The sequence below is a fragment of the Catellatospora sichuanensis genome (genome assembly GCF_007483665.1).
Classification (GTDB): domain Bacteria; phylum Actinomycetota; class Actinomycetes; order Mycobacteriales; family Micromonosporaceae; genus Catellatospora; species Catellatospora sichuanensis.
This window is the reverse complement of sequence record NZ_ML660186.1, coordinates 188,114-214,522: the sequence shown is the minus strand read 5'-3', so window position 1 is coordinate 214,522 and position 26,409 is coordinate 188,114. Positions and strand designations below refer to the sequence as shown.

Genomic DNA, 26,409 nt, shown 5'->3' with positions numbered 1-26,409 from the left:
CGCCCTGGGGGGGGCCCGATCAACCGGGGGGGGGGGGGCTTTGTCTTGGCACCGGCCCCCCCCGCCCGGTGCAGCGCTGCTCGCGATCAGCGGGACCGCTTCGACTTGCGGCCCAGCCACCAGACGACGGTGACCACCGCCGCGCCGATGAGCCAGGGTCGCGGGTTGCGACGGACGCTGTCCATCACGTCGCGGCCCATCTCCTCCCACTCCTGCGAGCTGGACGGCATCCGGTCGGCCAGGTCGTGGACGACCTCGCCCGCCTTGTCCTTGGCCAGCACCGCCGTCGCAGCGACCTGGTCCTTGACCTCACCGGCCTGTGCGGCGACCGTGCGGCCGGATGCGGCCAGCGTGTGCCCGACCTCTCCGGCCTGTGCGGCGACGGTGCGGCCGGACTCGGCCAGCGTGTGCCCGACCTCTCCGGCCTGCACGGCGACCGCGCGACCCGACTCGGCCAGGGTCTGCTTGAGCTGCTCCGCCGAAGCGGCGACTCCGTTGCTGTTCTTAGCCATTGAGCTGCCCTCCTCTTTCGCGCCGAGCACGCCTGAAGGGAACGGCGGCCCGTTGCGACCCGGATACCCGCTCGGCAGGGCGCTAACCGCCGTCCGGTGCGGACATTCCGGCGGGGCAAGCGCGCCGGCCAAGCCCAAGCAACTCCGGCGGAGCGTCTGACCAGGTCAGCTAGGGCGTACGCCGCTGACGACCCAGGCCCGTGCGGTCAGCGCGACGGACCCGTCGGCGGCGATGGGCAGACTGTCGCGCAGACGGTCCCGCAGCGCGGCACGACGGTCGGCGGGCAGGGCGGCGACATGACCGGGCGCCGGGCCCTGGCCGCCGAGGAACGGCGTCCAGAGGTCGTCGAAGTCGGCGAAGACCGTGGACGCCTCGACCGCCCGCACCAGCACGTCGGCCAGGCCGCCACCGGCCCACAGGTCGCGCAGCGGCTCGGGTCGGCACAGCGGGAAGCGGCGGCCCTCGTCGAGGTCGGCAGCGGTGGGATCGAGCGCGACGACCGCGTCCCAGAAGTGCCGCAGCATCGCCATGCCCTCGGCGTAGTCCCAGACGTAGGCCGCGACCGTCCCGCCCGGCGCGGCGGCGCGCACGCACTCGGCGACCGCCTGCTCGGGAGCGGGCACGAAGTTGAGCGCCAGACCGCTGACGACGGCGTCGAAGGCCCCGTCGGGCACCGGCAGCGAGCGGGCGTCGCCGCTGTAGAACGTCACCCGCGGATCGGTGACGCGGCCCCGCGCGTGGGCCAGGAAGCCGTCCGCGGGGTCGACGCCCGTCACCCGGGACGGCTCCGCCACCGCGAGCACGGCGGCGGTCAGCGCGCCGGTCCCGCAGCCCACGTCCAGCCAGCTGCGACCGGGCGGCACTGCCAGCAGACGCACGAACGCGTCCGCCACCCGGGAGCTCCACCGGCCCATGTAGACCTCGTACGCGTCCCCGACCGCCCAGACATCCGTCACGCGGTCGAGAATACGACCGCCGTTCGACTCAGCTGACCTCGCGCACCAGCACGAAGGCGCCGTTCTTGATCTGCAGCAGGACGAAGGTGGGATTCGGCTGGGTGCCGTTCGCGCTGAACTGCGACGGACCCGAGAGCAGCTCGATGTCACCGGGTTTGGTGTCGGCGATCGCCTTGCGTACGGCCTCGTGGTCGGTCGTCCCGGCGCGCTCGATGGCATTGGCGGCCAGGCGTACGGCGTCGTAGCCCTGCATGGTGAACGGCCCCGGCTCGTGGCCGTAGGAGGCCCGGTACTTCGCCGCCCAGTCCTTGGCCTTGGGCTCGAACTGCGCCAGCGGCAGGGTGATCCCGTAGACGCCCTCGGCCTGCTTGTCGTCGAGCACGTCGAACAGGGTCGGGTCGGTGCCCGCGTCGGACAGCATGATGGTGCCCTGATAACCGCCGTCGCGCAGGTCGCGGATCATCCGGCCGGCCTCGGGGTAGTACCCGGTGAAGAAGACCAGGTCGGCGTCGACCTCCTTGACCTTGTCCAGCACCCGGGGGTAGCTGGTCGCCCCCTGGCTGACCCGCATCTGCCCGGCCAGGGTCAGCGGACCGCCCTTCTTCTCCACGCTGGCGACGGCCGCGGCGGCCACGGTCTGCGGGAAGCTGGTGCCGTCGTCGATCACCAGCAGCCGCCGCCGGCCGAGCTTCTCCATCGCGTTGACGGCCTGCTCGGCCTCCAGCGTGGTGGTGCCGGCGAGCAGGAAGACGCTGTCGTAGCCGGGCGCGAGCAGATCGATCGAGTTGGCCGCCGGGATGATCATCGGAATGCCGGCGGTCCGGAAGACCTTGAGCGTCGGCACCGCGGCGACACTGCACCCGCCGCCGACGGAGACGGTGATGTCCCGACCGGTCATCTCGTTCGCCTTCACGACCGCCGTGCCGGGATCGCAGGCGTCGTCGGCCACGACCAGCTCGACTTTCCTGCCGAGCACCCCACCCGCGTCGTTGACGTCCTTGATCGCAATCTGGAACGCCTCCAGCAGGCGCTGCCCGGTCGGCGCGTTGTCGCCGGTCAGCGGAACGAGCGCGCCGAGTCGTACGACATCGGGCGTGGTGTCCGCTTTCTCGGGCTGGCTGCAGGCGGCGACGCCGCCGAGCAGCAGGGTGGCCAGCAGCGCGACCGTCGTGCGCAGCCGCCGCGGCATTCGCGGTCCGTGGAGGATGTCCATATCGTGAATTATTATCAGAGTTCGCGGGATAAGCCGGAATTGCCGCGTGGAAGATCGCGTTGACCCACCGGACAAGACCCGAACGGAGCGGCCGCCCGGCCACTCGGAGGAGGACCCCCGAAAAATGCACTGGCCGTCTTGGAGGCGGGCCGTCGAACGGCTCGGCAGGCGGGGCAGGGCCGCGCGCCGAGCCGATCCGGTGCTGCGGCCGCGCCGCAGCCTCGGCATGACCGCCGCGCTCGCCGCGGTGCTCTGTGGGCTGGGCGCGTTCACGCTGTGGGGCACGCTCCAGGCCACCCGGGCCACCGAGGTGCAGAGCCAGGCGCTCGTGCTCGACGCCATTTTCAGTGAGGCCAGCGCGGCGGTGGCGGTGCAGGAGATGCAGGCCCGCCACTACCAGCTCGAACCGTCGGTCGCCAGCCGCGCCCGCTACCTGGAGTCGGCCGCGCAGGCCGACGCCACGCTGCGCCGGGCGGTGGAGCTGAGCACAGGGCCGGCGCTGGAGGACGCACTGCGCCTGCAGGCCGAGCAGTCGGCGTACCGGCAGGCCGCGGACGAGCTGATCATCATGGTGACCGATCGCAACCCCGAAGCCGTCCAGCAGGACCGGCTCGAGGTGACCCCGGCGTACTACACACTCCAGCACGACATCACCGAAGTCGCCCGAAACCACCACACCCAGGCTCAAAAGCTGGTCGCCGACCTGCGCAAGGTGCAGACCCGGATGTTCGCCGCGACGGTCGTCGGGTTCGCGGTCGGCCTGGCCCTGGTCGCCGCGATCTGGCGGGTCATGCTGGGCTACCAGCGCCGGGTGCTCCAGCACGCTGAGGTGAGCCAGTACCAGGCGCTGCACGACCCGCTCACCGGGCTGGCCAACCGGCTGCTGTTCCAGCGCAGGCTGGAGGACGCCCTGGACCCGGCGCGGCCGGACGCCGAACAGCTCGCCGTGATGCTGATCGACATGAACGGGTTCAAAGCCGTCAACGACACCCTCGGCCACCAGGCCGGCGACGACGTGCTGGTGGAGACCGGGCACCGGCTGCGCAAGGTGGTCCGCGACGGGGACACCGTCGCCCGGCTCGGCGGAGACGAGTTCGCCGTGCTGCTGCCCAGCGTCACCTCGGCCGAGGGGGCCGTCGAGATCGCCGAGCGGGCCACCGGGGCGCTGCGGCGCAACTACCTGCTGCCCGCGGGCTCCGCGGCCGTCAGCGGCAGCGTGGGCATGGTGCTGGGCCGTCCCGGCACGAGCGCTGAGGACATGCTGCGCCACGCCGACGCCGCGATGTACCGAGCCAAGACCAGCGGCAAGGGCGTCGCCCTGTACGACCCCGAGATCGACACCGACCAGCCCGGCCGGATGGCGCTCTTCGGCGACCTGCGCGCGCTGCTCACCGACGGCGACCCCGACGGCCAGCTGGTGCTGTACTACCAGCCGCAGGTGCGCCTCGCCGATGCCACCGTCAGCGCCACCGAGGCCCTGGTGCGCTGGCGCCACCCGCAGCTCGGCCTGCTGTCGCCCGGCGCGTTCCTGGGTGTCGCCGAGACCGGCGGTCTGGAGATCCCGCTCACGTACCACCTGCTGCGGATCGCGGTGAAGCAGGCCGCGCACTGGTGCGCCCAGAGCCGCCCGATGACCGTTTCCGTCAACGTGTCGCCGAACTGCCTGCTCGACGACGCCTTCGTCGGCCAGGTGCGCTCCGCGCTGGCCGAGCACGGGCTGCCCGCCACGCTGCTGCGCCTGGAGATCACCGAGAGCGGTATGACCACCGACCCGGGGCGGGCGCAGGACGCGCTGCGCCGGGTGCGCCGCGACGGTGTACAGGTCTCGATCGACGACTTCGGCACCGGCTTCAGCTCGCTGAGCCAGCTCAAGCTGCTCGCCGCGGACGAACTGAAGATCGACCGGACCTTCATCCACGACCTGGCCACCGACCCCGGCGACGCCATCCTGGTGCGCAGCGCCATCGAACTCGCGCACAACCTCGGCCTGTTCGTGACGGCCGAGGGCGTGGAGGACCTCACCGCGCTGGCGATCCTCGACGGGCTGGGCTGCGACCAGGTGCAGGGCTTCGCGCTGGCCTACCCGGTGCCGGCCGACGCGCTCATGGCGGAGATCCGCAAGGCGCAGGACACTGCGCGCACCACGCTCAAACCCGCCACCCGCCGCGGCGGCGCCACGGTGCAGACCCAGACCGCGGCCGCGCTCAACCCGTGAGCGCCGCGTCCGCCGTGCCGGTGTGGGCACGGCGGACGCGACGCCCGGCGGTCAGTGCGCGTAGACCTCGAACTCCGAGATCTGCGCCGCCGGCCAGCCGGTGTTGGACGTGAACGTCAGCGTCAGCTCCCGTGCCGTGACGGCCGGGAAGGTGATCGTGACGACGTTGCCGGTCTCCGGCGCGAACAGGTGCTCTGCCGCGTCGGCCAGCGGCGCGCCGTCGCCCGACACGGCGATGGTCTGCCAGCGGCCGCCCCAGTTGGCAGGCAGTTTCAGCACGATCCGGCTGACCGACGCCTGGTGGCCCAGGTCCAGCGTCACGGTCTGCGGGAAGGCCCCGTTGAGGCTCTCGAAGTACGTCGACGGGTCGCCGTCCACCAGGTTCGGCGGTGCGATCCACCAGCCGGCCTGGGAGCTGGACGTGATGTCGCGGCCCAGGGCCAGGTTGCCGTCGGGGTCGAAGCCGATCCCCTTCAGACCCACCACGTACGGACCGGCGGGCGAGGTGCTGTGGATGGTCAGCGCGCCCGCGTAGTTGCCCGAGGTCTCCGGAGCGAAGCGCACCTGGAGCGTGCAGGTCGCGCCGACCGCGATCACGGTGCAGCCGCTGTCCACGGTGTACCCGCGCGGCGGCACGACCGCCTCGATCGTGATGGGCTTCGGACCCGGGTTCGTGATCTCGACAGGCCGCACCGCCTCGGTGCCGAGCGGCTGGAAGCCGTACTCGACGCCGGTGGCCTGGGCGATCTCCAGCTGACCGGCCGGCGCGAAGCCGCACCGGGTGCCGTTCCAGCCGAGGTTGCCCGCGCCGCGGGTCACCGCGAAGCCGCTGTCGCAGTCGTGCACCCCGGTGCCGCCCAGGCCGAACGCGACGACCTTGGCGAACGAGGCCGCGCCCGGCGCCTGCAACTGCAGGGCGACCGTGCCCGCCCCGGCGACGGTCACCCGCTCCACGGACACGTTCGTGATGGCCTTGCCGAAGAACTGCATGCCCGCGTACGAGCTGTCCAGCAGCGTGGTGTCGCGGACCTGGACGGAGCCGGTCATCGGGGCGTCGGCGGCCCAGAACCACAGTGCGGCGATCTGCGTCGGCTCGTTGGGCACCAGGCTGCCGGTGCGCACCAGCAGGTTGCCGCTGATGGTGGTGGTCCCGGCGAGCGGGTTCGCGCCGAACCGGTTGCCCACGTGCACGCCGCCGCCCTGGGTGACGGTGTCGGCGGCGACGTTGTCGCGGACCGTGTTGTCCCGGCCGCCGTACACCGCGAAGCCGTTGGCCAGCAGCGGCACGGAGACGGTGTTGCGGGTGAAGGCGTTGCCGGTGTCGGCGTTGGCCGCCGACCACATGGCCATGCCGTCGTCGCCGGTGTTGCGGACGAACAGGTTGGTCACGGTGCTGCGGCTGACCCCGTTGTGCAGGTTGAGGCCGTCGGCCCAGACGTTCTTGATCCGGCCGCCGTCGATGGTCAGGTCCTCGGACGGGCCGTCGAACCACATACCGACCTTGACGTGCTCGACCCATACGTTCTTGATGGTCGAGCCGCCGCCGAGCGAGCCGCCGAAGCCGCTGTCGATGGTGGCGTCGTTGCGCACCACCGTCTCGCCGAAGACCGCGAAGTCGGACAGGTGCACGCCGGTGCTCGGGTTCGGCGCGGCGTTGCCGAACAGGCCCACGCCCGCGCCGCGCAGCACGGTGTGCCACGGGCCCGCGCCGCGTACCGTCACCCGGTCCACCTGCAGGTGGCGGGTCACGGTGTAGTCGCCCGGCGGGATCCACAGGCCGCGCCGGGCGTCGCGGGCGGCGTCGATCGCCGTCTGGAGCGCCTGGCCGGAGTCGGCCGCACCGGTCGGATCCGCACCGAAGTCGACCGCGTTCAGGAAGCCCGCGGGGGCGGCCGGAGCGGGAGCGACGACCTCGAAGTCGGCGAGGTCGACCACGGCAGCGGCGCTCGCCTTCAGCCGCACCCGGGTGCCCGCGGGCAGGGTGCGGTCGAAGGTGGTGCGCGCGTCGTCGAAGTAGTGGTGCTGACCCCGGTCGGCCGGGTCGTTGGTGTACGGGTAGTTGCCGTACACGTGGGAGTACTTCGAGGTCAGGGCCAGCTGCCCGGCAGCTCTGCCGTTCGCCGTGACGGTCAGCGCCGCCGTCGTGCCGTCGGGCACGGAGTAGCGCACGTCGACCGCGTTGGCCGGCTTGGCCAGGGTGAACTCGACCCACTCGCCGGCGTCGAGGGCGACCGCGCGGCGGCCGGACGCCTCTGCGGCGAGCTGGGTGAAGGCGCGGGTCGCGGCGAGCACGCGGCCGTCGGTGCGGGCGTGCTCGGCCTCGTACTCGGTGAAGGGCACGGCCGCGCCGCGCTCGCCGTACAAGGCGGGCAGCGGCAGGGCGGTGCCGGGCAGGGTCGGCACGGTCGGCAGGGCCGGACCGGCGACGGCGGCCGTCGCGTTCGTCGCGGCCAGCACGCCGGCCGCGGCGACCGTCGTTGCGGCCAGCAGGGCGGTGCGGAGCTTCATCAATGGCTCCTATCGGGATGATCTGCGCGGATCACAAGCGCGCTCGTCGGATCGGGGGTGTGGGGAATCGGCCGGCACGCGCATCGCGGGCGGTGTCCGGCGGCTGTTTCGGACACGTCGCGAGCGTGTTCCGAGGATGTCAGCAGATTAGGTCCGGCACGGTCGCCACGTCCAGAGCCGAGCGCAAAATTCAAACAAAAGTCCAGGGTGTACTTGCGACCCCGCCCCCACCCACAGGAGGACAGAAATCCCTGTTCACAGGGCACTTTTGCGGTCAAGTGCAAGGGTGGCAAGCTATGGCACGAGGCATAATTCAGCGTCGTGGCAGGCTTGCGACAGCAGAGTTTACGCAAATTTCTCTGCACTCAACGCAAGTTGTTGCAGCGACTTCTCCCGGTCCACAGCGGACCGGGCGAAGGCGGATGATGTCTGGATGATCGAGACAATGCCCGCGGACGACGAGACATCACTGTGGACCCGGCGCACGGGCGGCGGACCTCCCCTGGTGCTGTGCCACGGCGGGCCGGGGCTCTGGGACTACTTCGACGAACCGGCCGCGCTGCTCGCCGCGGACTTCACCGTCGTGCAGTGGGATCAGCGCGGCTGCGGCCGGTCGCCGTCTCCGGAGCCGTACTCGATGGAGCAGAACCTTGCCGACCTGCATGCCATCGTCCGCAGCACCGGCACGACACCGGTCGCCGTGCTCGGCCACTCCTGGGGTGGCCTGCTCGCGCTGCGCTACGCCCTGGCCCACCCCGACCACGTCAGCCACCTGGTGTACGTATCCGGCGTCGGCGTGGACCCGGCCGCCACCTGGCGGGCCGAATACCAGGCCGGCCTGCTCGCCCGGCTCGGCTCGCACCGGCCCCGCTACGACGAGCTCGGCGCCCGCGAGCGCAGCCCCGAGGAGGACCGGGAACTGGCGGTGCTGCAGTGGACCGCCGACTTCGCCGACCCCGCGACGGCGCGGGAACTGGCCGAGCGGGCGGCGACACCGTTCCTCGGCGTCAACCTCGCCTACCACGCTGCGATGAGCCGGCAGACCGCCGAGTACGTCGACTCGGGAGCGGCGCTCGCCGCGGCCGCGACCCTGCCCGTCCCCGTGCTGATCATCGACGGCGTACATGACATCCGCCCGCGCCGTAGCGTGGACTCCCTGGCCCGCGCGCTGCCGAAGGCCACCCGGGTCAGCCTGGACGCCGGGCATCTGCCCTGGGCGGAGCAGCCCGCCGCCTTCGCCGCCGCGGTACGGGACTTCGCCCACGGCCGGTGACGCCACGACGAGCGGACCGGACCGGCCGTCGCCCACGGGCGGGGTCCGCCGATAACCGGCTTGAGCAGGCACAAGGCTCAGTAACGTGGACGGGGTGACAGGGGACGGAATCACCCGCCGGGGCCTGCTCGCCGGTGCCGGCGCCGCGGTGGCCGCCGCGGGCCTGGGGGCGTGCGCCAAGCGACCGGATCCGGCCGCGCCCGCCGCCGCGACCACCACGCCCGTCGCGGCCAGCCCCACCCTCGACGCGGCTGCGCTGCGCAAGAAGATCGCCCGGATGATGATCGTCGGCTTCCGCGGCGCGCAGGTCGGCCCCGACGACTGGATCATGAAGGACATCAGCGAGCGCGGGCTCGGCGGCGTGATCCTGTTCGACCGCGACCAGCTGACCGGCGAGAGCCGCAACATCAACTCCCCGGCGCAGGTCACCGCGCTGATCAAGACGCTGCAGGGTGCGGCACCGCACGGGCTGATCGTCTCCATCGACCAGGAGGGCGGCAAGATCGCGCGGCTCGGGCCGCAGAACGGCTTCCCCGCCACGAAGTCGCAGGCCGAGATCGGCGCAGTCAACTCTCCCCCGGCCACCCGTGCCTGGGCGGGCGGTATGGCGCAGACCCTGGTCCAGATCGGGGTGAACTTCAACTTCGCCCCCGTCGCCGACCTCGCCGTGAACCCGTCCAACCCGGCGATCGCCCTGCTCGGCCGCAGCTTCTCGGCGAATCCCGACGTCGTGGTGTCCTGCGCGACCGACACCATCGACACCTATCGCAAGGCGAAGGTGCGCACCTCGATCAAGCACTTTCCCGGCCTCGGCAGCGCCACCGGCAACACCGACTTCGAGGCCGTCGACGTGACCGACACCTGGACCCGAGCCGAGATCGTCCCGTTCCAGCGCCTGATCTCCTCCGGCACCGCCGACACCGTGATGGTCACCCACTTCCTCAACCGCAAACTCGACCCCGACCGGCCGGTGTCGCTGTCCCACGCCGTCGTCACCGACCTGCTCCGCGGGCAGCTGGGCTGGGAGGGCGTGGTGGTCACCGACGACATGCAGGCCGTCGCGATCACCAGCCGGTACGCCCGCGACGAGGCGACCACGTACGCCCTGGAGGCCGGGGTGGACCAGCTCGTCTTCTGCAACCAGGCGGTCTACGACCCGGCGATCGTGACCGAGACCGTCGAGCACGTGCTCGGGCTGGTCCGCACCGGGAAGGTCACCGCCGCGCAGATCGACCGGTCCGTGGCCCGCATCGACGCCCTGTGGCCACCACGCTGAACAGGCGGAACGCGGTTGCGCCGCAGCACTGACGGCTCGTAGTCTCGCCCCCATGCGCGAGGGCGGACGGCGATGACGGCAGCACGGCAGCGGACGCCGCAGGAGAAGAAGCAGCTCAGCTACGCCAAGGACCGTCGCAACAACTACGGCGAGAACGACAAGTCATCGCGTACCAGCATCCGGACCCGCAAACGCACCCCGAACCGGGCCAACCGGCTGCACGCCCAGCAGTCCCTGCGCCATGCTGCGGGCCCGGTCGACCAGGACCGCGCCGACGACGCCGAGCAGCGGCTGCACCGCAAGCGGCCGCGACGCTGGCGCAAGTGGCCCGACCTCGCGCTGGGCGCGCACGTGGAGGGGTCGCTGCACCGCCGGGGCCGGCTGGACCAGGCCGCCGCACCTCGCATCGACGTCGCACTGGACCGCCTGAGCCGCCGCCGCAAGCCGCCGCCGCAGGGCAAGAACGCGATCCGCGCCTGAACCGGATCCGCGCCTCACAGCATCGTGGGCGCGGAGCAGAACAGGTGCTGCACCCGCGTGGTGGAGACCGCATGCGGCACCGACGTCACGGCCGGACCGCCAGGTGACGGCAGCGCGCCCGGCACCTCGCCCATCCGCGCCAGGCCGAGGCAGAACACCACCTCGTCGACGGGGTCCGGCAACTTGATCACCCCGTACCCGATGTCGTCGCCGTAGGGATGGTTGCGGCGCAGCGGAAGGGGGACCGTGATCTCCTCGGCCACCTCCTGGCCCGCGGGCAGCACGACCGCGCCGACCTGCGGGGCGGCGCCCCAGTCCTTGCGGTCGGTGTCGGGCCGCGGGAAGGCCCGCTTGCCGAGCTGCACGGTCCCCGTGCCGGGACGTCCGACGACGTAGACCGCGTTCGGGTCGTCCCGCGCGGTGCCGGCCGAGCTGTAGGCGGGCACCCGGTTGAGCACGAGCAGGTCCCCGCCCGACCGGTTGACCAGGCGGTAGCTGATGCGCAGCTGCTGCCCGCGCACGGTGACCTCGGCGCGGAAGCCGACCGCCGGCGGGTCGCCCGCGCTCGGCGGGTCTGCGGGCTCCGCCGGGTCGTCCGCGCAGCCCGCCACCCCCAGCACCACGGCCAGGCAGCCGGTGAGCAGACCGGACCATCCGCGCCTAGTACGCGTCACGGCGCGGCGCCCCCATCTCCTCGCGCAAGCCGTTCTCGGTCAGGTCGTAGCGGTGCTTGTCGTAGATCTCGTCGGGCGTCTTCGGGTCCTGGTCGCCGTCGATCGGCAGGCCGACCGCCTGGCGCTCGTCGTTCTCCACGCCGGGATTGTCGGCTCCGGTGTAGATGCCGGGGGCCTGCGCGTCGTTCATGTAGTCGTAGACGTGCGCCATCTCGTGGTAGAGCACGGCCACCGGCGGTCCCTCGACGGTCCGCCCGTTGCCCATGGTCAGCTGGTCCAGGTGGGTGTTGTAGTCGATCTGGTGGCTGCCGCCGCTGTGGCTGGCGGTGCTGTTGTTCGGGTCGGCCGGGTTGTTGTACTCCTTGATGGTCAGCGAGTCGCCGTCGTGGTGCCACAGCCACCAGCCGCCCTCGCTCTCGTCGTGCCCGCGCTGCAGCGCGGCCAGCATCTGCTGGCCGCGCGGCGAGGAGGCCAGCATCTCCAGGTCGGCCTCGACCCGCGCCTTGAACTCCGGCGAGCCGTCGATGTTGATGAACGTCTGGAAGTCCTTGATCTCGACGGTCACCGTCTGCTCGACGCCGGTGGACGTGTCGCCCTTCTCGCCGTACAGCTTGTCGGCGCCGCTGCCGCCGTCGACGGTGTCGCTGCCGCGCCCGGCGTAGACGGTGTCGTCCCCGCCGCCGCCGCGGACCGTGTCGTCACCGTGGCCGCCGGAGACGATGTCCTTGCCCGCGCCGCCGGAGACGGTGTCGTCGCCCTTGGCGCCTTCCAGGTAGTCGTCGCCCTCACCGCCGCTGAGCGCGTCGTTGCCGTCCAGGCCGTACACGGTGTCGTTGCCCAGGCCGCCGGAGAGGATGTCGTCGCCGAAGCCGCCGTCGACGTAGTCGCGGCCCGACCCGGACGAGACGCGGTCGTTGCCGCCGCCGCCGTAGACGCGGTCGCGCCCGTCGAGGCCGAGGATCGTCTCATCGCCGTCGCCGCCCCTGACGACGTCGTCGCCCTCGCCGCCGAGCAGGGTGACGTGCACCTTGGTGCCCGGCTGCACGGTGATGCTGTCGTTGCCCTCGCCGCCGCGCACCACCACGTCCGCGCCCGCCGGGAAGTGGTACTTCGCCCCGTTGATCGTGACGACCTGCATGCCGGTGTCCGGGTCGATGCTGATCTGCACGTCGTCGTCGCCCGTGCCGGTGCTGACGATGACCCGGTTGCCGTCGTAGATGACACCGGTGCCGGCCGCCTCGGGCGGCAGCGTGAACGGGTCGGTGGTGCCCGCGGCGACCGCGGACCAGTTGCCGGCGATCGCCCGGAACGCGTCGCGCGCCTTGCCGAACTCCGCCATCCGGTCGCGCAGCTGGTCGGACAGGTCGCTGGTGATCTCCCGGCAGCGTCCCATCGAGCCGGTCACCACGGTGGACTCCGCGTCGTCCTTCGGACTGAACATCAGCTGCATCGGTGCGTAATAGGTGAACGTCACCGCGGTCGCCTTGCCCCACTCGCCGGTCAGGTGCGACTGGGCGGCCCGCAGCGCCCCCGCGGACTGCTCCAGGGCCGTCGCGGCCGCCTTCGCCGCGGCCTCCGCGGCGTCGAGGTCGGCGACCAGCTTCTTGCGGTGCGCGTCGAACGAGTCCGCGGCGGGACCCTCCCAGGGCCCGTTCACCAGCGCCTTCGCCGACGCGTCGACGTCGTCGGCGGCGCCGGAGACCGCCGTGGCCACGGCCCGCCAGGAGGCGACCGCGGTGTCGAGCTGGTCGGGGCGCGCGTGCAGATCCCACACGTCCGGCGTCAGGATCGCCGCGGGCGCCGTGGTCGTGGGCTCAGGCGGGGGTATGGCCATGCGAGGTCCACCGATCCTGGGTCAGATGGGGATGTTGCGATGCTGCCGGCGCACCTTCGCCGCGGCGTCGTCGTCGGCCTTCTTGTACGCGAAGGCGATCCGGTATAACCGGTCCACATCGCCCTCCAGCACGGCGACGAGCCGGCCGAGCGCGACGTCGCCCTCGTCGACGACCTCGGTGTGGGCGGTCGCGGCCGCGGCGAGGCCGTCGCCGAAGGCCGTCGCGGGCACCGCGAGCGGGCCTCCGGCCGTACGCCAGGCGTCGGCGATCCGTTGCGACGAGCGCATCATCTGGTCGGCCATCCTGGTCACCTCGACCGGGTCGGCGCGCACTTCGTTCGGCGGCACATCGGGCAGCCTAGTGACGAAGCGCAATGTCGGCCACCGCAGCGGGCACGGGCGGCGGCGGCTACGTTCGTCCGGTGCCACGACGCGGGCGTCGCGGGGCACGATTCCGGACGCAGAACGTCCGCAATGGGTTCTAGGGTGCCGACAGACACCCCTCGGGAAGTCTGCTGCCGTCCCGCCGGCAGGCCTGCTCGCGGCGAGCGCGGGCAGGGCCGCCGCCGACCCGATCGAAGGAGAATCACATGGCCGAAGTGCTGCTGTTCCACCACGCGCAAGGGCTGACCGACGGCATCCGGGCCTTCGCCGACCGGTTGCGGCAGGCCGGACACACGGTGCACACCCCGGACGTGTACGACGGCAACACGTTCCCGACGCTGGACGAGGGCCTGGCCTACGCCCGCCAGGTCGGTTTCGGCGAGATCTTGGAGCGTGGTGTACGCGCCGCCGACGCCCTTCCCGCCGAGCTGGTGTACGTCGGCTTCTCGCTCGGTGTGCTGCCCGCGCAGCGGCTGGCGCAGACCCGGCCCGGCGCCCGCGGCGCGGTGCTGCTGGAGTCCTGCGTGCCACCGTCGGAGTTCGGCGGCGCCTGGCCGGCCGACGTTCCGGTGCAGGTCCACGGCATGGACGCCGACCCGTTCTTCGCCGGGGAGGGCGACATCGATGCGGCCCGTGCCCTGGTCAAGGAAGCCGACGACGGAGAGCTGTTCGTCTACCCCGGCGACCGGCACCTGTTCACCGACAGCTCCCTGCCGAACTACGACGCCGACGCCGCCACGCTCGTCATCGGGCGGGTGCTCGACTTCGTGAACCGCCGCTGACCCGGACCCGGACGCCTCCGCCGGGTGGGGTCGGCGGTCACGACCCGGTGAGGCCATGCCGGTACGCGTACCCGGTGACGTCGGCGCGGTCCCGCGGGGGCGAGAAGCTGCTCGCCGTCGCCGTCGCCGTCGCCGGCGTCGCCCACGACCTGCACCCCGTCCATCCACGGGCCGGCCCAGCGCCCGGACGTGACCGTCACGATCGACGCCGATGCCTTCCTCGAAATCGCCGAAGGGCGTTCGACCCTCGCCGAAGCCGTCGACGCCGGCCGCGCCACCGCATCCGGCGACACACGAGTGCTGCGCCTGCTGAAGAAGCTCTTCCGGCGACCCAGCCCGCAGACCCGGCAACCGGCGCGATAACGCGACGGCAGACCGGATACGGCGGCACACAGCCGTGTCAGCGGGCGTGTCAGCGGCATGTCAGAGGGGTGACAGGCCGGATCCCGATAGTTGCCGCATGACGAATTCAGCGATTGCGGTCTCGGGACTGCGAAAAGCCTACAAGGACAAGGTCGTGCTCGACGGCATCGACTTCGAGGTCCGCGCGGGGACGGTGTTCTCGCTGCTCGGCCCGAACGGGGCGGGTAAGACGACGACGGTGAACGTGCTGACCACGCTGATGAAGGCAGACGGTGGCACGGTCCGCGTCGCCGGCCATGATGCCGCGACCGAGGCCAAGGCGATCCGCGCGGCGATCGGCGTCACCGGCCAGTTCGCGGCGGTCGACGAGCTGCTGACAGGGCAGGAGAACCTGCAGCTGATGGTGGATCTGAGCCGGGTGCCCGCCAAGGACGGCCAACGGGTCGTCACGGACCTGCTCGAGCGGTTCGAGCTGACGGAGTCGGCGGGCAAGCCCGCATCGACCTACTCCGGGGGCATGCGCCGCAAGCTCGACCTGGCGATGACGCTCGTCGGCAACCCGCGGATCATCTTCCTGGACGAGCCGACGACGGGACTGGACCCGCGCAGCCGTCACACGATGTGGTCGATCATCCGTGGCCTGGTCGCCGACGGCGTGACCATCTTCCTCACCACCCAGTACCTCGAGGAAGCCGATCAGCTCGCCGACCGCGTCGCGGTCCTCGACCAGGGCCGCCTCGTCGCCCAGGGCACTCCAGACGAGCTAAAGCGCCAGATCCCCGGCACCCACATCCGGCTCCGGTTCACCACCGTCGCCGAACTCGACGCCGCCGCGCGGGTCCTCACCGACGCCACACCCGACCCCGAGGCACTGACCTTGCGGGTTCCCGGCGACGGCGGCACGAAGTCGCTGCGGGCCCTGCTGGACCGGCTCGACGAGCACTCGCTCAGTGCCGAGGAGTGCTCCGTACACACCCCCGATCTCGACGACGTCTTCCTCGCCCTGACGGGCCACACCACGGAGGCTGCCAAATGAGCACCAAGTCGCACTCGCTGGTCATGTTGCGCCGCAACTCCAAGCACATCGCCCGGAACCCGACCTCGGTGTTCAACGCGGTCCTGATGCCGATCGTGATCATGTTGATGTTCGTATACATGTTCGGAGACGCCTTCGAGGTCGGCGTGGACTACATCGACTACGCGACGCCAGGACTGATGCTGCTGGCCGTCTGCTACGGGCTGGGATCCACCGCGACGGCGGTGAACTCCGACATGACCAAGGGCATCATCAACCGGTTCAAGGTCATGGACGTCTCCCGCGGTGCGGTGCTGACCGGTCACGTCGTCGCCAGCGTGCTGACCAACCTGGTCGCCATCGCGGCCCTGATCGGGGTGGCCTTCCTGCTGGGATTCAACCCGGCGGCGAGCCTGCTCGACTGGCTCGGCGTGGTCGGCATGATCGTGCTGCTCGGGTTTGCCGCCGGTTGGCTGACGGTCGCCCTGGGACTGTCGGCGAAGTCGCCGGAAACCGCGGGCCTGGCCGCCGTGCCGCTGGTAATGCTGCCGTTCTTCAGCAGTGCGATCGTGCCCGCGGAGAAGATGGGACCCGGGCTGCGGGAGTTCGCCCAGTACCAGCCCTTCACACCGATCATCGAAACCCTGCGCGGATTCCTCGACGGCACACCGTCCGCCGGCGACGTGATCCCCGCCCTCGCCTGGTGCGTCGGCATCGCACTCGTCGGGTACCTGTGGGCGCGCTCCACGTTCAAGAAGCGGGCGTGACCACGACCAGCTGACACCGGTTCGTCCGGGTGCCTTCCAGCGCCGCCTCGGTGAAGTTCTTCTCGCCGAGGCGGCGCCGCGCTGTCTGCCCGGTCCGGCCGTGGCGCGGCGCCGGATCCGCGACTCGTCCTGCGCGACCGCGCCCAGGTGGTGGTGGCGTACGAGACCAGCCCAGGACTGAACGGGTCCCCGCAGACAGGCTGGGCCATGCGAGGTGGTCCCGCATGGCCCAGCACCTCACGTCCGGGCGTGCACGGAGAAGAGCAGATCTCCAGCGGCCAATGACAGATCTTCCGGATCGTCGCTCACACTGGCGACGACCCGCGAGCAGGCGACGAACCCCGTGGTGGAGGTGCTCGAAAGCGCCAGGTGAAGCAAACGGACCGGAAGCTCGGCGAGCTCGCTGAAAACAGGCTCCTCCTCGTCCGTTGCCCTACGGATGACGAGGTCCGGGTAGGTCCGACGCAGCTTCATCAGTTCGACAGCCTCGAACAGCACGTTGATCGTCTGCTGTCCGCTGAGCCCGACGCTCCGCAGCAGCAGATGGGAATGCCCGATGCCGTATCCCCAGACCCGAAACGTGCGCCCGCTCTCCCACGGAAGGCCGGGCTCACTAAGCGAACGGGTTGGCATCCGGTTTTCCTTTTCGATACCACGTGATTCGATCCCACGCCTCGGGGTGGATACTCAGCTGGTACATCTCCCATCGCGTGAAGCCCTGACCGAGCGGGTCGGTTGCATCCACGTCCCGGCCGGACGCAGCATATGCGATCGGGTCATCGATGCCGTCCAGATTCACGTGAATCTTGGTCACGCCGTCCTGGATGAAACCCAGCAACTGTTGGTACCACGGACCAGAGCCGGTCCAGTCCCGGTACATCAGTGCCCCGCGCTCCATGGCGAAGACGTTGAGGGCGATGTCATCATCACCTACCTGCTGCTTGCCCAATGCGATCGACCCGCAGCCACTGGTGTTGTGGACCAGAAGCGACGTCTGACCGGCCAGCACGTAGTACGTGTGGTCGTCGGCGACCGTGAGGTTGTGGACCGTGGTCCGCTCGGTCCGCAGACCGACGGCGCTGACCTGAGTCCACGCGCCCGAACCCGTACGCAGCCAGTTCCCGGGGCGCAGTTCGCCGGCGTCGACCCACTGCTCGCGGTCCGGCACCCAGAAGGGGTGTCTGTCGGTCGCGGTGATCAGGCTCTCATCACCCCCGTCGGTGACGGTGATGTCGACGAGGTGCTTCTGGCCGGTGCCGGTGATGGTGCCGGTGACAGGACGCGGCCGCGTGACGTCGGTCAGCGGGTCGGTGGCCAGCACCTGGTCGCCCACGCGGATGTCTTCGATGGCCCTGGCGCCGCCGTCGGCGAGCAGCACCGGCGTGCCGGCTACGAAGCTGTTGGAGCCGTTGACACAGCCCCGCATCCAGGTGGTCTTCAGCAGCTGCAGTCGTCCGAGATCGGCCGCCTTGATCTCCGCCGCTGCCTTCTTGGCGTTCTGGATGGCGACGTAGAGCACCTGGAGACTGCGGAAGCCGGCGACGAGCGCCTTTCCGACCCCGAAGAGGATCAGGGATTCGAGGGCGGCCTGGCTGAGGTTGAGCAGGGTCTGGCCGAGCGTCTGGTCGCCATTGATGAGCTTGACGATGTTGACGCCGACGTCGGTGATCGTCAGCAGCGCGCCGGCGGCGGCGCCACAGGCCAGGGTGGCGATGCACAGGCCGGCGAAGCCCGCCGCGGCCGGGAGGAAGACCGCCGTCATGCTCCGGGCGTACTCCGACAGGGCGACCAGCGACTGCATCATGCGGAACGCGGGGTCCAGCGTGGAGTGCATGCAGTTCTGGTAGAGCCGGCTGCCGTCCGGGTAGTAGCCGCAGAACGCGGCGTTGGTGTACGCCCGCCTGGCCAGGGCCTCCGGCTTCCCGATGATGTTCTCGACACAGTCGCGGTTCGCATCGCCGGTCGGGTCCAGGAACTCCTGCCACTTCAGGGCGAAGTCCGTGGTGTACTCGCGACTGCACACGACGACCTCTCGGGCTCGTGCATCCATGTACTGCGTGTGGGCCGCCTTGGCGGCCACGTGAGCCGCCTCGGCGTCCAGCCCGGCGACGCGTGCCCACGCCTCGGCCTCCATGGCGGCGACACGGGCGTCGTTGGCCGCCTTGACGGCCGCCTCGTGGGAGAGGACGGCCCAGGTCGCGGACCGGACCGCGCTGCGCACCGAGGCGTTGGCCCGGGTCGCCGCGGCTTTGGCGGTGTTCACCGCCGCGGCTGCCTTGTCGACCGACTGCGTGGCCTGGGCTGCATACACCGTCGCCTGGATCGCGTGGCCGGCGGCCTCGTTCGCCGACTCCTGCGCCTGCTCGGCGTAGTCCGCCGCCTGCGCGGCGTCGTTACGCGCCTGCGCGGCCACCGCGTGCGCCTCCAGAGAGTGCTGCACCGCGGTCGCGGCGATCTGGTTGATCTTCTCGAGCATCCCGCCGACCACCGCGAGGTGGGCCGCCTGCTCATGATCGCGCTCAGCAGCGGTGTACTGGCCGGTGTTCAGGAACTCCCGCAGGCCGACCGGCGGGCCGTCCAGCGCGATCTGCGCCGCGGCCTTGACCTCCGGACCTCCGGCGGCAGCGATCTGGTTGACCATCACCCGCTGCCCGGTGGCCGCCGCGGTGTACTGCCCGTTGTCCAGGAAGTCCCGCAGTGCCTGCAGCGTCTCGGCGTTGAGCGCCGTTTGCGCCGCCTGCGCCAGGACGACGTCGCCCACGCTGTTGGCCGTCGCCAGGATCTGGTTCACCTTCAACCGGTCCTGGGTGTACCGGCCCGGATAGTTCTGCGTGAGCAGGAACTGCCGGACCGTCGCGTCACTTCCGGCCAGCGCCGTGTTCGCCGCCGTCGTCAGCGCCGTGTTGTCCGAGACCGCCAGGTTCATCACCGCATGCCGGTCGTCACGCGCCGCAGCAGCGACGATCTCGGTCCGCGCGAACTCCAGCACCCCGGCGTCATCAGCGGCCAGCGCCGTCCGCGCAGCCTCCTGCGTCCAGGCACCCGGCCCCTGCGCCAGCGCCAGCGCGACCCGCCGCGCCGCGGCCACCGCCTCCGCCGTGGGCGTCGCCGGGTTCTGCGCCACCGCCAGCAGCTGGTTGGTCTGCGCGTCACGCTTGGCCGACTGCGCGACATCCCAGTTCACCTGACGCTGCTGCGCCTCGTACTCGACATTGGCGACCTGCGCCGCCTCCACGCCCTGGTCACGCAACACCGCCAGACGCTCGGCGTCAGCCTCACGCGCCGCGTCGAACACCGCCACGGCCAGGTTCACCGTGTCGAGCGCGGCCTGCGCCGCCACCGTCGCCGCGTTGGCATGCTCGGTCGCCCGCGAAGCCGCATACGCGGCCTCACCGGCATGATCGGCCGCCTCGATCGCCGCCAGCGCAGCGGCATCGGCGTTGTCGGCCGCCCGCAACGCCGCGTCCCGCGCCGCGAACGTCGCCGCGATGGCAGTCTGCAGATACTTCTCGGCGGCCTGTACCGCCCGCAGCGCCCGCTCCGCGTTGGCCCGCGCCCGCTGCGCCGCCGCCACCGCCTCGGCCGTTTCCGCACCCGCGGCGTAGGCGTGCTCGGCTGCCTCCTCATTGGCATCAGCTGCCGCCTTGGCGAACAACGCCGCTGCCTTGGCCGCCGCGACAGCCGTGTTGTTCGCCTGCACCGCCTTGCCGGCCTGGTCGGCATTCTCCGCGAAGTCCCGCGTCCGCTCCGCGATCTCCCTGGCTTCCTCTGCCGCCGTCCGTGCCGGGCCCGCCCACGACCCGAACCGGGCCGCCCACGCCGCCACACCACGCGCCTTCGCCGCGGCCTGACCCGCCTTCGCCGCAGCCGAGGCGGCCTTCGCCGCAGCCGAGGCCGCCGCGCGCGCCGCCCGCGAAGCCGCCGCAGCCGCCTGCACCGCGACCTGCGCCGCCTGCGCCGCCTTGTCCGCGGCGACCGCCGCACGCCTGGCATGCGCCGCAGCCTGCGCCGTGTTGTCCCGCGCCGCCTCCGTCGCCGCCGCCGCCTCCTCGGCCGCCTTCTTCGCCGCCTCAGCCGACGCCTTGGCCCGATCCGCCTCCTGCGTCGCCTGCTGCGTCTCCTGCGCCGCCACCTCACCAGCGGCCTGCGCCTGCGCCAGCAACTCCGTCAACGTCGCAGCCTCATCGTCGCGAGCCGACGCCACCGCCCAGCCGTACCCCAGGAACGCCTCCATCGCCTCCGGCGACCCCGCGTCCAAAGCCTTCTGCCCCGCCGCCCGCACCTGCGGACCACCCATGGCCATCGCCTGGTTGACCCGCAACCGCTGGTCGGTCCGCCACTGCACCTGCCAGCCGGAGTCCAGGAACGTCCGCATCACCGCCGGGTCCTCGGAGTCCAGCGCCTGCTGCGCCACCTCCCGGACCTGCGGACCCGCCGACGCCATCAACTGGTTGACCGACACCCGCGCATCGATGTCGGCCGCCGTCTGCCAGCCGTCGGCCAGGAACGCCGAGATCGCACCCTGGTCACCGCCGTCCGCCGCGGCCAGCGCCTGCTGCGCCGCGGCCCGCACCGCCGGACCGCTCTCGCCGAGCACGTTGACGACCGCGTCGCGCTGGTCGATCCGCTGCGCCTGAGCCCAGCCCTCGTCCAGGAACGCCCGCACCTGCTCGTCGGAACCCACCAGCGCGGCCTCGGCCGCCACCCGAACCTGCGCACCGCCGTACAGCCATGCCGTCACCGCGAGTGATCGGTCCACGGCGATGGGTGGTGCTTCCGCCCGCGCCGGAGTGGCGCGCAGCAGCACCGACAGCAGCACCAGCGCCGTCAGGGCCGCGACGAGCGCCCGGCGCCTGGTCGCGTCCCACCGATGCGGCCTGGCTGTCACGAAGCCAGATGACAAACTCAAGGTCTTCTCCGATTCCCCGTTGAAGTTGCACGAACAGTGGCCGCGATCGCGTCCTGGCCGGACCACGGCAGTCCCGATCAGCCGGAGCCACGTCAGGGATCCGCTCATCGCCGGAACCGACACGGCGCATTGACGGCACCGGCCGGCGCCCGGGTGGCGGTTCGGCCGGCCACGTCATACGGCGACGAGGCAGCCGTTGCAGGTGGAGAGGGTATGCGCGATCGCGCCGACGGCGACCGCGACAGAGCCGCCTCTTTGCCCATCAGCGTGGATCACACGGACGGTTGCTCCTGCAGGATCTGAGCCGCACCCGGGGCTGCTGCCATCACCCGTGAGAGATGCGGCAGTGACCGGAGCGGCAGCCACGACGCGTGGCATCGTGCAATGTGAACACCGCTCGTGATGTGGCTGCAGCGCATACCTTTAGACGCGACATGGCGACCATGACACGAACTCCCCGTTGTCATCCACTGTGGATCACGGATGCGAGATCCGCTCGCGGAACGTAACGTCCTCGGCAAGCCGGGTCAAGACCAAAATGCCGCGTAGCTTAGTTTGATCATGCTGCTCGGGGTTCGATCAGGTACAGCGCGATCGTGTGGCCAGGAACGCGTGCGTGCCGCACTCGGCCCACGCCACCACCCATGCCTTCGCAAACGCCGAACGGCTGTTTCCGGACCCGACATAACCGAACTCGGCCGCGTTGGCGTCGGTGTCGGGCAGACCCAGATCGAAGGTCTCGGACCTGTTCGACTGGCTCGCTGCCCGCAGCGGGTGGCCCGCCGATCCGGTTGCACGACCTCCGGCACGGCGCGACGACCATCGCCCCAGCCGCCGGCAACGAGATGAAGGTGGTCCAGGAGGTGCTCCAGCACTCGGCGGTCGGGCTCACGCCGGACACCTACTCAGCGTCCCGTCGGAGGTGGCACGGGAGGCCGCGGAGGCGGCCGCGCGGGTCGTCCCGCGGCGGAGTCGCGCCCGGGCACACATCGGGCAGACATACCGACCGGCCGGGTACGCCGTCAATCAACAAGATCCGCATAAATGAGAGACGCCCAGCTCAGACGCAGGATGGCCTGGTGGGGCGGGCGGGACTCGAACCCGCGACCGAGGGATTATGAGTCCCCTGCTCTAACCTGCTGAGCTACCGCCCCGCGCCGGACCATCCCGGCGCTGCATAGCGTAGCGAATCTGCGCCGCTGCTCACACGCCCGATATCGGTGCGACACTCCTGGCCGGTCGGGCATGCCCGCCAGGGCCGGGCGCGATATCCGATCGCCTCCGCGGAGGCGGTCCCCTACCGTCGCGACATGCCGCGTCCGCTGATCCCGACCCCCGTCGACGCCGACCTGCCCGCCTGGCTCGACTCCCTGGGCACCCGCTTCGCCGCCTTCGAGCTGCAGGGCTCCGGCTGCGTCTCGTACGGGGTGGCCACCCTCGCCGGGCAGCGCTTCGTGAAGACCTTCCGGGCCCGGCACGACGGGTCGCTGCATCGGGCGCTGGCCGTGCACGCGGCTGTCGCGCACGAGGCGATCGCCGCTCCGCTGGCCGCCTACCGGCTGCGCTCGGGCGAGGCCGCGCTGGTGTACCCGTGGCTGGACGGCGGTGTGCTGTACCCGACGGATCCGCGCGGGGCCGCGGTGCGCACGGATCCGGACGGGGCGATGGCCCGTTTCCGGGCGCTGCCTACCGACCGGGTCGAGGCGGCGCTGGACGCGGTGCTCGACGCGCACGTCGCGGTCGCCGCGGCCGGCTTCGTCGCGGTGGATTTCTACGACGGCTGCCTGCTCTACGACTTCGCCGCGTCCCGGATGCACGTGGTCGACGTGGACGAGTACCGGCCGGGCCCGTTCACGCTGGAGGCCGACCGGCTGCCCGGCTCGACGAGGTTCATGGCCCCGGAGGAGTTCCGCCGCGGCGCCGTGATCGACGAGCGGACGACGGTGTTCACCCTGGGCCGGACGCTGCGGCTGCTGCTGGACGCCGGCGACGCCGAGTCCGCCTGGCGTGGCGATGACCGCCAGTCGGCCGTGATCACCAGGGCGACCGATCCGTGCCCCGAGCACCGCCACGCCACGGTCGGCGAGCTCGCCGTCGCCTGGCGGGCGGCGACGGCACCGCGGTGACCTGCCCGTATACAAACTGGTGGGCCCGGCGACCGCCGGGCCCACCAGGATGATCACGTCTTACGGGCGGGGCTTGGGCCCGTACGGCGCCTTCTTCCGCACGACCACGCGCTCGTTCTCGTCGTCGCAGGTGGTGCTGACGGCCTCGTTGTCGGAGTCACCGCTGTAGGCGGCGATCCACTGGTAGGTGCCGGGTGTGGTGGGCCGGAACGTTCCGGACGGGTACACGCCGTTGCCGTTGATCGTCACGGTGGAGGTGAAGACCGGGGTACGCGAGCAGGTCGCGTCGCCCGGGCCGTACAGGCTGAAGGTGATGGTGCCGGTCGGGTCGGCACCGCCGGACAGGGTCGCCGTGTCGTGGACCCGCTTGCCGACGAAGGTGTCGCGCGACGCCTCCGTGACCAGCCTCGGCGTCACCGGCACCGCCCGAACGACGACGCTCTCGCCCGCATCGCCGCAGGCGGTGGTCGTTTCGGCGTTGTTCGCGTCTCCGCTGTACGCGGCGATCCACTGGTAGGTGCCCGGCTCCGTCGGGATGACCCCGGCCGAGGTGAACGGTCCGGGGCCCGCCACCACCACACCATCGGTCACCACCGGTTCGCCCGCGCATTCCGCGTCGTCCGGCCCGAACAGGGTGAAGGTGATGATGCCGGTCGGGTTGTTGCCCCCGGTCAGGGTCGCGGTGTCGCTGATCGTGCCACCCAGGTCCACGTCGGGGGATGCCTGGGTGGTGATCGTCGGCGTGGCCAGCGGGCTGACGACGACGTCCTCGAGCGGGTCGTTGCACGCGGTCCCGGCGGCGGTGTTGTTGGCGTCACCGCTGTAGTCGGCCCGCCAGTGGTAGGTGCCCGGCGCGGTCGGCGTGAACGGGGCGGACTGGTACGGCCCGTTGCCGCTCACCGGCACGGTCGACGTCTCCACCGGCGCCTCTTCGCAGCCGACGTCCGGGTACAGGTTGAACGTGATCGTCCCGGTGGGCTGGAAACCGCCCGTGAGCCGCGCCCGGTCGAAGACCGATCCGCCGAGCGAGACGTCGTCGGAGGCGAGCGTTCGCAACGTCGGCGTGGCCTGGTTGACCACCACGTGCTCGGCGGTGTCTTCGCAGTCCGAGGTGATCGTCCTGCCGTTCTGATCGGTGTACTCCGCGACCCACCGGTAGAGCCCGGCAGTCGTCGGCGTGAAGTCACCCGACGGGAAGGACCCGTCGCCCGGGGCGGCGACCGGGCCCAGGGTGGTCACCAGGGTCGTGCAGGTGTCGTCGTCCGGGCCGTACAGGGAGAAGCTGAGCGAGCCGGGGCCTTCGGTGCCGACCAGGGTGGCGGTGTCACTGATCACGCCGCCGATGGGCACGTCATCAGACGCGAGGGTGGTCAGGGTCTGCAGGGCGGCCTTGCTCAGGCCCACCTTGGTCATGGGGACCGTCTGCGCGCCGAATGCGGCTGCAGAGGCCACCGAGGTCAGCAGCGCCAGGCTCAGTAGTGCGCCGTGCGCCACCTGGCGGGTCGGGTTGGTTCGTGCGGTTCTCATACGCAATGCCTCCGCTGCGTGAGATGACGTGTGAGGTGCGAAAACACCGAGACGGAGCATATGGCTATTAAAAGCATCAAATGCAGCAAAACCGTCAGACACGTCTTTTATTCGCTTTTGTTGAGCGCGGAAGACGCAAAAAAACCCCGGCCCTAGGGCCGGGGTTTCGTGTGCTGGCTCCCCCACTTGGACTCGAACCAAGAACCTGCCGGTTAACAGCCGGCTGCTCTGCCAATTGAGCTACAGGGGAATGTGCTCTTGGCGACCCTGCGGATCTCTCCTCAGCGGCGCGCCTCGACAAGACTACAGGACGGTCCCCCGGGTATGGCAAACGGGTAACCCTGGCCGGTCTGGTGTCGCGGCGTGCCCACACCAGGCAGGATGGGACGTATCACGCGATCGATGCTGAGGAGGCACGATGGGGAAGCTGGTGTGGTTCGCCGCGGGTGCGGCCGTCGGGTTCGTGTTCGGCACGCGTGCCGGACGCCAGACCTACGACGACCTGGTGGCCACCACCCGCAAGGTGATGGAGCACCCCACGGTGCAGGAAGCGGCGGGCCTGGTCCAGGCGCAGGCCGCGAAGCTGTACGACGAGGGCCTGCGCAAGCTGAACCAGCAGGTCTGAAGCCCCCTTCGCGCGGACCTAACCGGCGCGGCCGACTCCCGGCATCGGGCGGTCGGCCGCGCCGTCGAGTCCCACCGCGCTCAGCTCGTCGCGGGCGGCGTCCAGCTCCTCGGTGCCGTCGACCTCGAGATGGTCGCAGCCTGCGTGCACGCCGCCGAGCACAGCGGCCAGCATCGAACGGGCCACCGCGCCGAGATCGCTGTCGTCGGCGTGGTGCCCCAGCCGCAGCTTCACCACGGACAGCCGCGCTCGGCGCAGCCGGGTGAGCGCCTGAGCCGGGCTCTCCTTGGCGTCGGCCAGCTGCGCGGCGCTCAGACAGGCGCCGATCCGGGCCGGGTCGGCGCGCTCCAGCAGCCGCACGACGTCCTGCGAACCGGTGATCAGGGTCTTCGGCGCGGCTTCGACCGCGACCCGGACGAGCCGACCGGTATGCCAGGCGATCTCGGTCAGGCCGCCGCTGAGGTCGGCCATCAACCGGGTCGCCACCTGCCATTCGCGTTCGCGCTGCTCGCGCCGGGCCTCGTCGGCCGCGGTGTCGGTCTCGGCGTCGGCCTCGTCACCGGTGAGCGCGGGCACGGCAGAACGCGGCAGGGTGGTGGAGATGGAGCCGTGGGCGCTGTCCTCGGGCAGCAGGTCGACCAGCACCCGGGCCAGGTCGAGGGTGTGCATCCACCAGGTGCGCCAGCTGCCGTCGGGCGCCGCGAGGTCGGGGCCGGTGTCGAGGGTGACCACCTCCAGCCGTCGGGTGGCCAGTTCGTGGCGCAGCCGTCGGCGCAGCCCGAGCGAGGAGGCGAGGGTGGCGGCCAGGATCGGGCCGAGCCGCAGACTCACGCTGAGCACGTCCGCGAACAGGCGCTGGCGCTGCGGCACGACGCGGTTGTCCAGCGTCTTCAGTAGCGCGCGCACGTCCTTGACGTTCTCGACGGACACGACGGTCGCCACGTGCACAGTCTGTCCGTCGGGATGTCG

20 protein-coding genes, 2 tRNA genes and 1 pseudogene are annotated in these 26,409 nt (G+C 71.2%); 10 read left to right on the top strand and 13 right to left on the bottom strand.

What is annotated here, in order from left to right; translation table 11 throughout:
• Positions 1-86: 86 nt before the first annotated feature.
• The 3 genes from FLL47_RS06660 to FLL47_RS06650 form a co-directional block, all read right to left on the bottom strand.
• A complete protein-coding gene (locus FLL47_RS06660) occupies positions 87-512 on the bottom strand; it encodes a hypothetical protein (RefSeq protein ID WP_144119541.1) in 426 nt (141 codons plus the stop codon).
• Between the two features lie 165 nt (positions 513-677).
• Positions 678-1,469 carry a class I SAM-dependent methyltransferase gene (locus FLL47_RS06655; RefSeq protein ID WP_246157605.1) on the bottom strand — a complete coding sequence of 264 codons (792 nt, stop codon included), beginning with the start codon at positions 1,467-1,469 and terminating at the stop codon, positions 678-680.
• Between the two features lie 28 nt (positions 1,470-1,497).
• Positions 1,498-2,682, bottom strand: a complete 1,185-nt coding sequence (locus FLL47_RS06650; RefSeq protein ID WP_186315589.1) for a branched-chain amino acid ABC transporter substrate-binding protein — start codon at positions 2,680-2,682, stop codon at positions 1,498-1,500.
• A 226-nt stretch (positions 2,683-2,908) separates the two neighbouring features.
• Here FLL47_RS06650 and FLL47_RS06645 point away from each other — a divergent pair, with 226 nt between their 5' ends.
• The gene (locus tag FLL47_RS06645) at positions 2,909-4,897 is read left to right on the top strand and encodes a putative bifunctional diguanylate cyclase/phosphodiesterase (RefSeq protein WP_144119539.1); all 1,989 of its coding nucleotides are present in this window, start codon (positions 2,909-2,911) and stop codon (positions 4,895-4,897) included.
• Between the two features lie 51 nt (positions 4,898-4,948).
• Here the strand turns inward: FLL47_RS06645 and FLL47_RS06640 are convergent, their stop codons facing one another.
• On the bottom strand, positions 4,949-7,405 hold the full coding sequence (locus FLL47_RS06640; protein ID WP_144119538.1) for a glycosyl hydrolase family 28-related protein: 2,457 nt from the start codon (positions 7,403-7,405) through the stop codon (positions 4,949-4,951).
• A 433-nt stretch (positions 7,406-7,838) separates the two neighbouring features.
• Between FLL47_RS06640 and FLL47_RS06635 the strand changes: the two genes are divergently transcribed.
• The 3 genes from FLL47_RS06635 (at position 7,839) to FLL47_RS06625 (ending at position 10,434) form a co-directional block, all read left to right on the top strand.
• Positions 7,839-8,678, top strand: a complete 840-nt coding sequence (locus tag FLL47_RS06635) for an alpha/beta fold hydrolase (RefSeq protein ID WP_144119537.1) — start codon at positions 7,839-7,841, stop codon at positions 8,676-8,678.
• Positions 8,679-8,772: 94 nt separating this feature from the next.
• On the top strand, positions 8,773-9,954 hold the full coding sequence (locus FLL47_RS06630; protein ID WP_246157603.1) for a glycoside hydrolase family 3 N-terminal domain-containing protein: 1,182 nt from the start codon (positions 8,773-8,775) through the stop codon (positions 9,952-9,954).
• A gap of 72 nt (positions 9,955-10,026) precedes the next feature.
• Positions 10,027-10,434: a hypothetical protein gene (locus FLL47_RS06625; protein ID WP_144119536.1), complete on the top strand. Its 408-nt coding sequence runs from the start codon at positions 10,027-10,029 to the stop codon at positions 10,432-10,434.
• Positions 10,435-10,448: 14 nt separating this feature from the next.
• Here FLL47_RS06625 and FLL47_RS06620 read toward each other — a convergent pair whose 3' ends face one another.
• Genes FLL47_RS06620 through FLL47_RS06610 form a run of 3 tightly spaced genes read right to left on the bottom strand, consistent with a single transcriptional unit; the run spans position 10,449 to position 13,290 of the window.
• Complete coding sequence (locus tag FLL47_RS06620; RefSeq protein ID WP_144119535.1) at positions 10,449-11,108, bottom strand: hypothetical protein; 660 nt, start codon at positions 11,106-11,108, stop codon at positions 10,449-10,451.
• On the bottom strand, positions 11,095-12,942 hold the full coding sequence (locus FLL47_RS06615; RefSeq protein ID WP_144119534.1) for a M91 family zinc metallopeptidase: 1,848 nt from the start codon (positions 12,940-12,942) through the stop codon (positions 11,095-11,097). The genes FLL47_RS06620 and FLL47_RS06615 overlap by 14 nt, the downstream gene beginning before the upstream one ends.
• 21 nt (positions 12,943-12,963) lie before the next feature.
• Positions 12,964-13,290, bottom strand: a complete 327-nt coding sequence (locus FLL47_RS06610) for a hypothetical protein (RefSeq protein ID WP_144119533.1) — start codon at positions 13,288-13,290, stop codon at positions 12,964-12,966.
• Between the two features lie 242 nt (positions 13,291-13,532).
• Between FLL47_RS06610 and FLL47_RS06605 the strand changes: the two genes are divergently transcribed.
• The 4 genes from FLL47_RS06605 (at position 13,533) to FLL47_RS06590 (ending at position 16,253) form a co-directional block, all read left to right on the top strand.
• On the top strand, positions 13,533-14,108 hold the full coding sequence (locus FLL47_RS06605) for a dienelactone hydrolase family protein (protein ID WP_144119532.1): 576 nt from the start codon (positions 13,533-13,535) through the stop codon (positions 14,106-14,108).
• Positions 14,109-14,270: 162 nt separating this feature from the next.
• Positions 14,271-14,471 (top strand): alkyl sulfatase C-terminal domain-containing protein, encoded by a 201-nt coding sequence (locus FLL47_RS06600; protein WP_144119531.1) that lies wholly within the window; start codon positions 14,271-14,273, stop codon positions 14,469-14,471.
• A gap of 97 nt (positions 14,472-14,568) precedes the next feature.
• Positions 14,569-15,507, top strand: coding sequence for an ATP-binding cassette domain-containing protein (locus FLL47_RS06595; protein ID WP_144119530.1), 939 nt, complete (start codon positions 14,569-14,571; stop codon positions 15,505-15,507).
• On the top strand, positions 15,504-16,253 hold the full coding sequence (locus tag FLL47_RS06590) for an ABC transporter permease (RefSeq protein WP_144119529.1): 750 nt from the start codon (positions 15,504-15,506) through the stop codon (positions 16,251-16,253). Before FLL47_RS06595 ends, FLL47_RS06590 begins: the two co-directional genes overlap by 4 nt.
• 237 nt (positions 16,254-16,490) lie before the next feature.
• Here the strand turns inward: FLL47_RS06590 and FLL47_RS06585 are convergent, their stop codons facing one another.
• The 3 genes from FLL47_RS06585 to FLL47_RS06570 all read right to left on the bottom strand — a co-directional run bounded on the left by FLL47_RS06585 (position 16,491) and on the right by FLL47_RS06570 (position 22,316).
• Positions 16,491-16,886 carry a hypothetical protein gene (locus FLL47_RS06585; RefSeq protein WP_144119528.1) on the bottom strand — a complete coding sequence of 132 codons (396 nt, stop codon included), beginning with the start codon at positions 16,884-16,886 and terminating at the stop codon, positions 16,491-16,493.
• Positions 16,867-21,141, bottom strand: coding sequence for a polymorphic toxin-type HINT domain-containing protein (locus FLL47_RS44660; protein ID WP_186315587.1), 4,275 nt, complete (start codon positions 21,139-21,141; stop codon positions 16,867-16,869). The genes FLL47_RS06585 and FLL47_RS44660 overlap by 20 nt, the downstream gene beginning before the upstream one ends.
• Positions 21,142-22,239: 1,098 nt before the next feature.
• Positions 22,240-22,316 (bottom strand) — tRNA-Ile (locus FLL47_RS06570).
• Between the two features lie 156 nt (positions 22,317-22,472).
• Between FLL47_RS06570 and FLL47_RS06565 the strand changes: the two genes are divergently transcribed.
• Positions 22,473-23,288 carry a serine/threonine protein kinase gene (locus FLL47_RS06565; protein ID WP_186315586.1) on the top strand — a complete coding sequence of 272 codons (816 nt, stop codon included), beginning with the start codon at positions 22,473-22,475 and terminating at the stop codon, positions 23,286-23,288.
• Between the two features lie 60 nt (positions 23,289-23,348).
• Here the strand turns inward: FLL47_RS06565 and FLL47_RS06560 are convergent, their stop codons facing one another.
• Positions 23,349-24,815, bottom strand: a complete 1,467-nt coding sequence (locus tag FLL47_RS06560) for a hypothetical protein (RefSeq protein WP_144119526.1) — start codon at positions 24,813-24,815, stop codon at positions 23,349-23,351.
• 174 nt (positions 24,816-24,989) lie between these two features.
• Positions 24,990-25,065: transfer RNA gene (locus tag FLL47_RS06555), tRNA-Asn, on the bottom strand.
• A gap of 168 nt (positions 25,066-25,233) precedes the next feature.
• Between FLL47_RS06555 and FLL47_RS06550 the strand changes: the two are divergent.
• Positions 25,234-25,431 (top strand): annotated as a pseudogene (locus tag FLL47_RS06550) (hypothetical protein); the annotation flags it as partial.
• Positions 25,432-25,458: 27 nt separating this feature from the next.
• On the opposite strand, the gene FLL47_RS06545 reads toward FLL47_RS06550, so the two are convergent.
• A complete protein-coding gene (locus FLL47_RS06545; RefSeq protein WP_144119524.1) occupies positions 25,459-26,382 on the bottom strand; it encodes a hypothetical protein in 924 nt (307 codons plus the stop codon).
• Positions 26,383-26,409: the final 27 nt, after the last annotated feature.

Coding starts and splice junctions, on each gene's coding strand:
- FLL47_RS06660 (WP_144119541.1), bottom strand. CDS start 512: ATGGCTAAGAACAGCAACGGAGTCGCCGCTTCGGCGGAGCAGCTCAAG.
- FLL47_RS06650 (WP_186315589.1), bottom strand. CDS start 2,682: ATGGACATCCTCCACGGACCGCGAATGCCGCGGCGGCTGCGCACGACG.
- FLL47_RS06645 (WP_144119539.1), top strand. CDS start 2,909: ATGACCGCCGCGCTCGCCGCGGTGCTCTGTGGGCTGGGCGCGTTCACG.
- FLL47_RS06640 (WP_144119538.1), bottom strand. CDS start 7,405: ATGAAGCTCCGCACCGCCCTGCTGGCCGCAACGACGGTCGCCGCGGCC.
- FLL47_RS06635 (WP_144119537.1), top strand. CDS start 7,839: ATGATCGAGACAATGCCCGCGGACGACGAGACATCACTGTGGACCCGG.
- FLL47_RS06625 (WP_144119536.1), top strand. CDS start 10,027: ATGACGGCAGCACGGCAGCGGACGCCGCAGGAGAAGAAGCAGCTCAGC.
- FLL47_RS06615 (WP_144119534.1), bottom strand. CDS start 12,942: ATGGCCATACCCCCGCCTGAGCCCACGACCACGGCGCCCGCGGCGATC.
- FLL47_RS06605 (WP_144119532.1), top strand. CDS start 13,533: ATGGCCGAAGTGCTGCTGTTCCACCACGCGCAAGGGCTGACCGACGGC.
- FLL47_RS06595 (WP_144119530.1), top strand. CDS start 14,569: ATGACGAATTCAGCGATTGCGGTCTCGGGACTGCGAAAAGCCTACAAG.
- FLL47_RS06590 (WP_144119529.1), top strand. CDS start 15,504: ATGAGCACCAAGTCGCACTCGCTGGTCATGTTGCGCCGCAACTCCAAG.
- FLL47_RS06585 (WP_144119528.1), bottom strand. CDS start 16,886: ATGCCAACCCGTTCGCTTAGTGAGCCCGGCCTTCCGTGGGAGAGCGGG.
- FLL47_RS06565 (WP_186315586.1), top strand. CDS start 22,473: ATGCCGCGTCCGCTGATCCCGACCCCCGTCGACGCCGACCTGCCCGCC.
- FLL47_RS06560 (WP_144119526.1), bottom strand. CDS start 24,815: ATGAGAACCGCACGAACCAACCCGACCCGCCAGGTGGCGCACGGCGCA.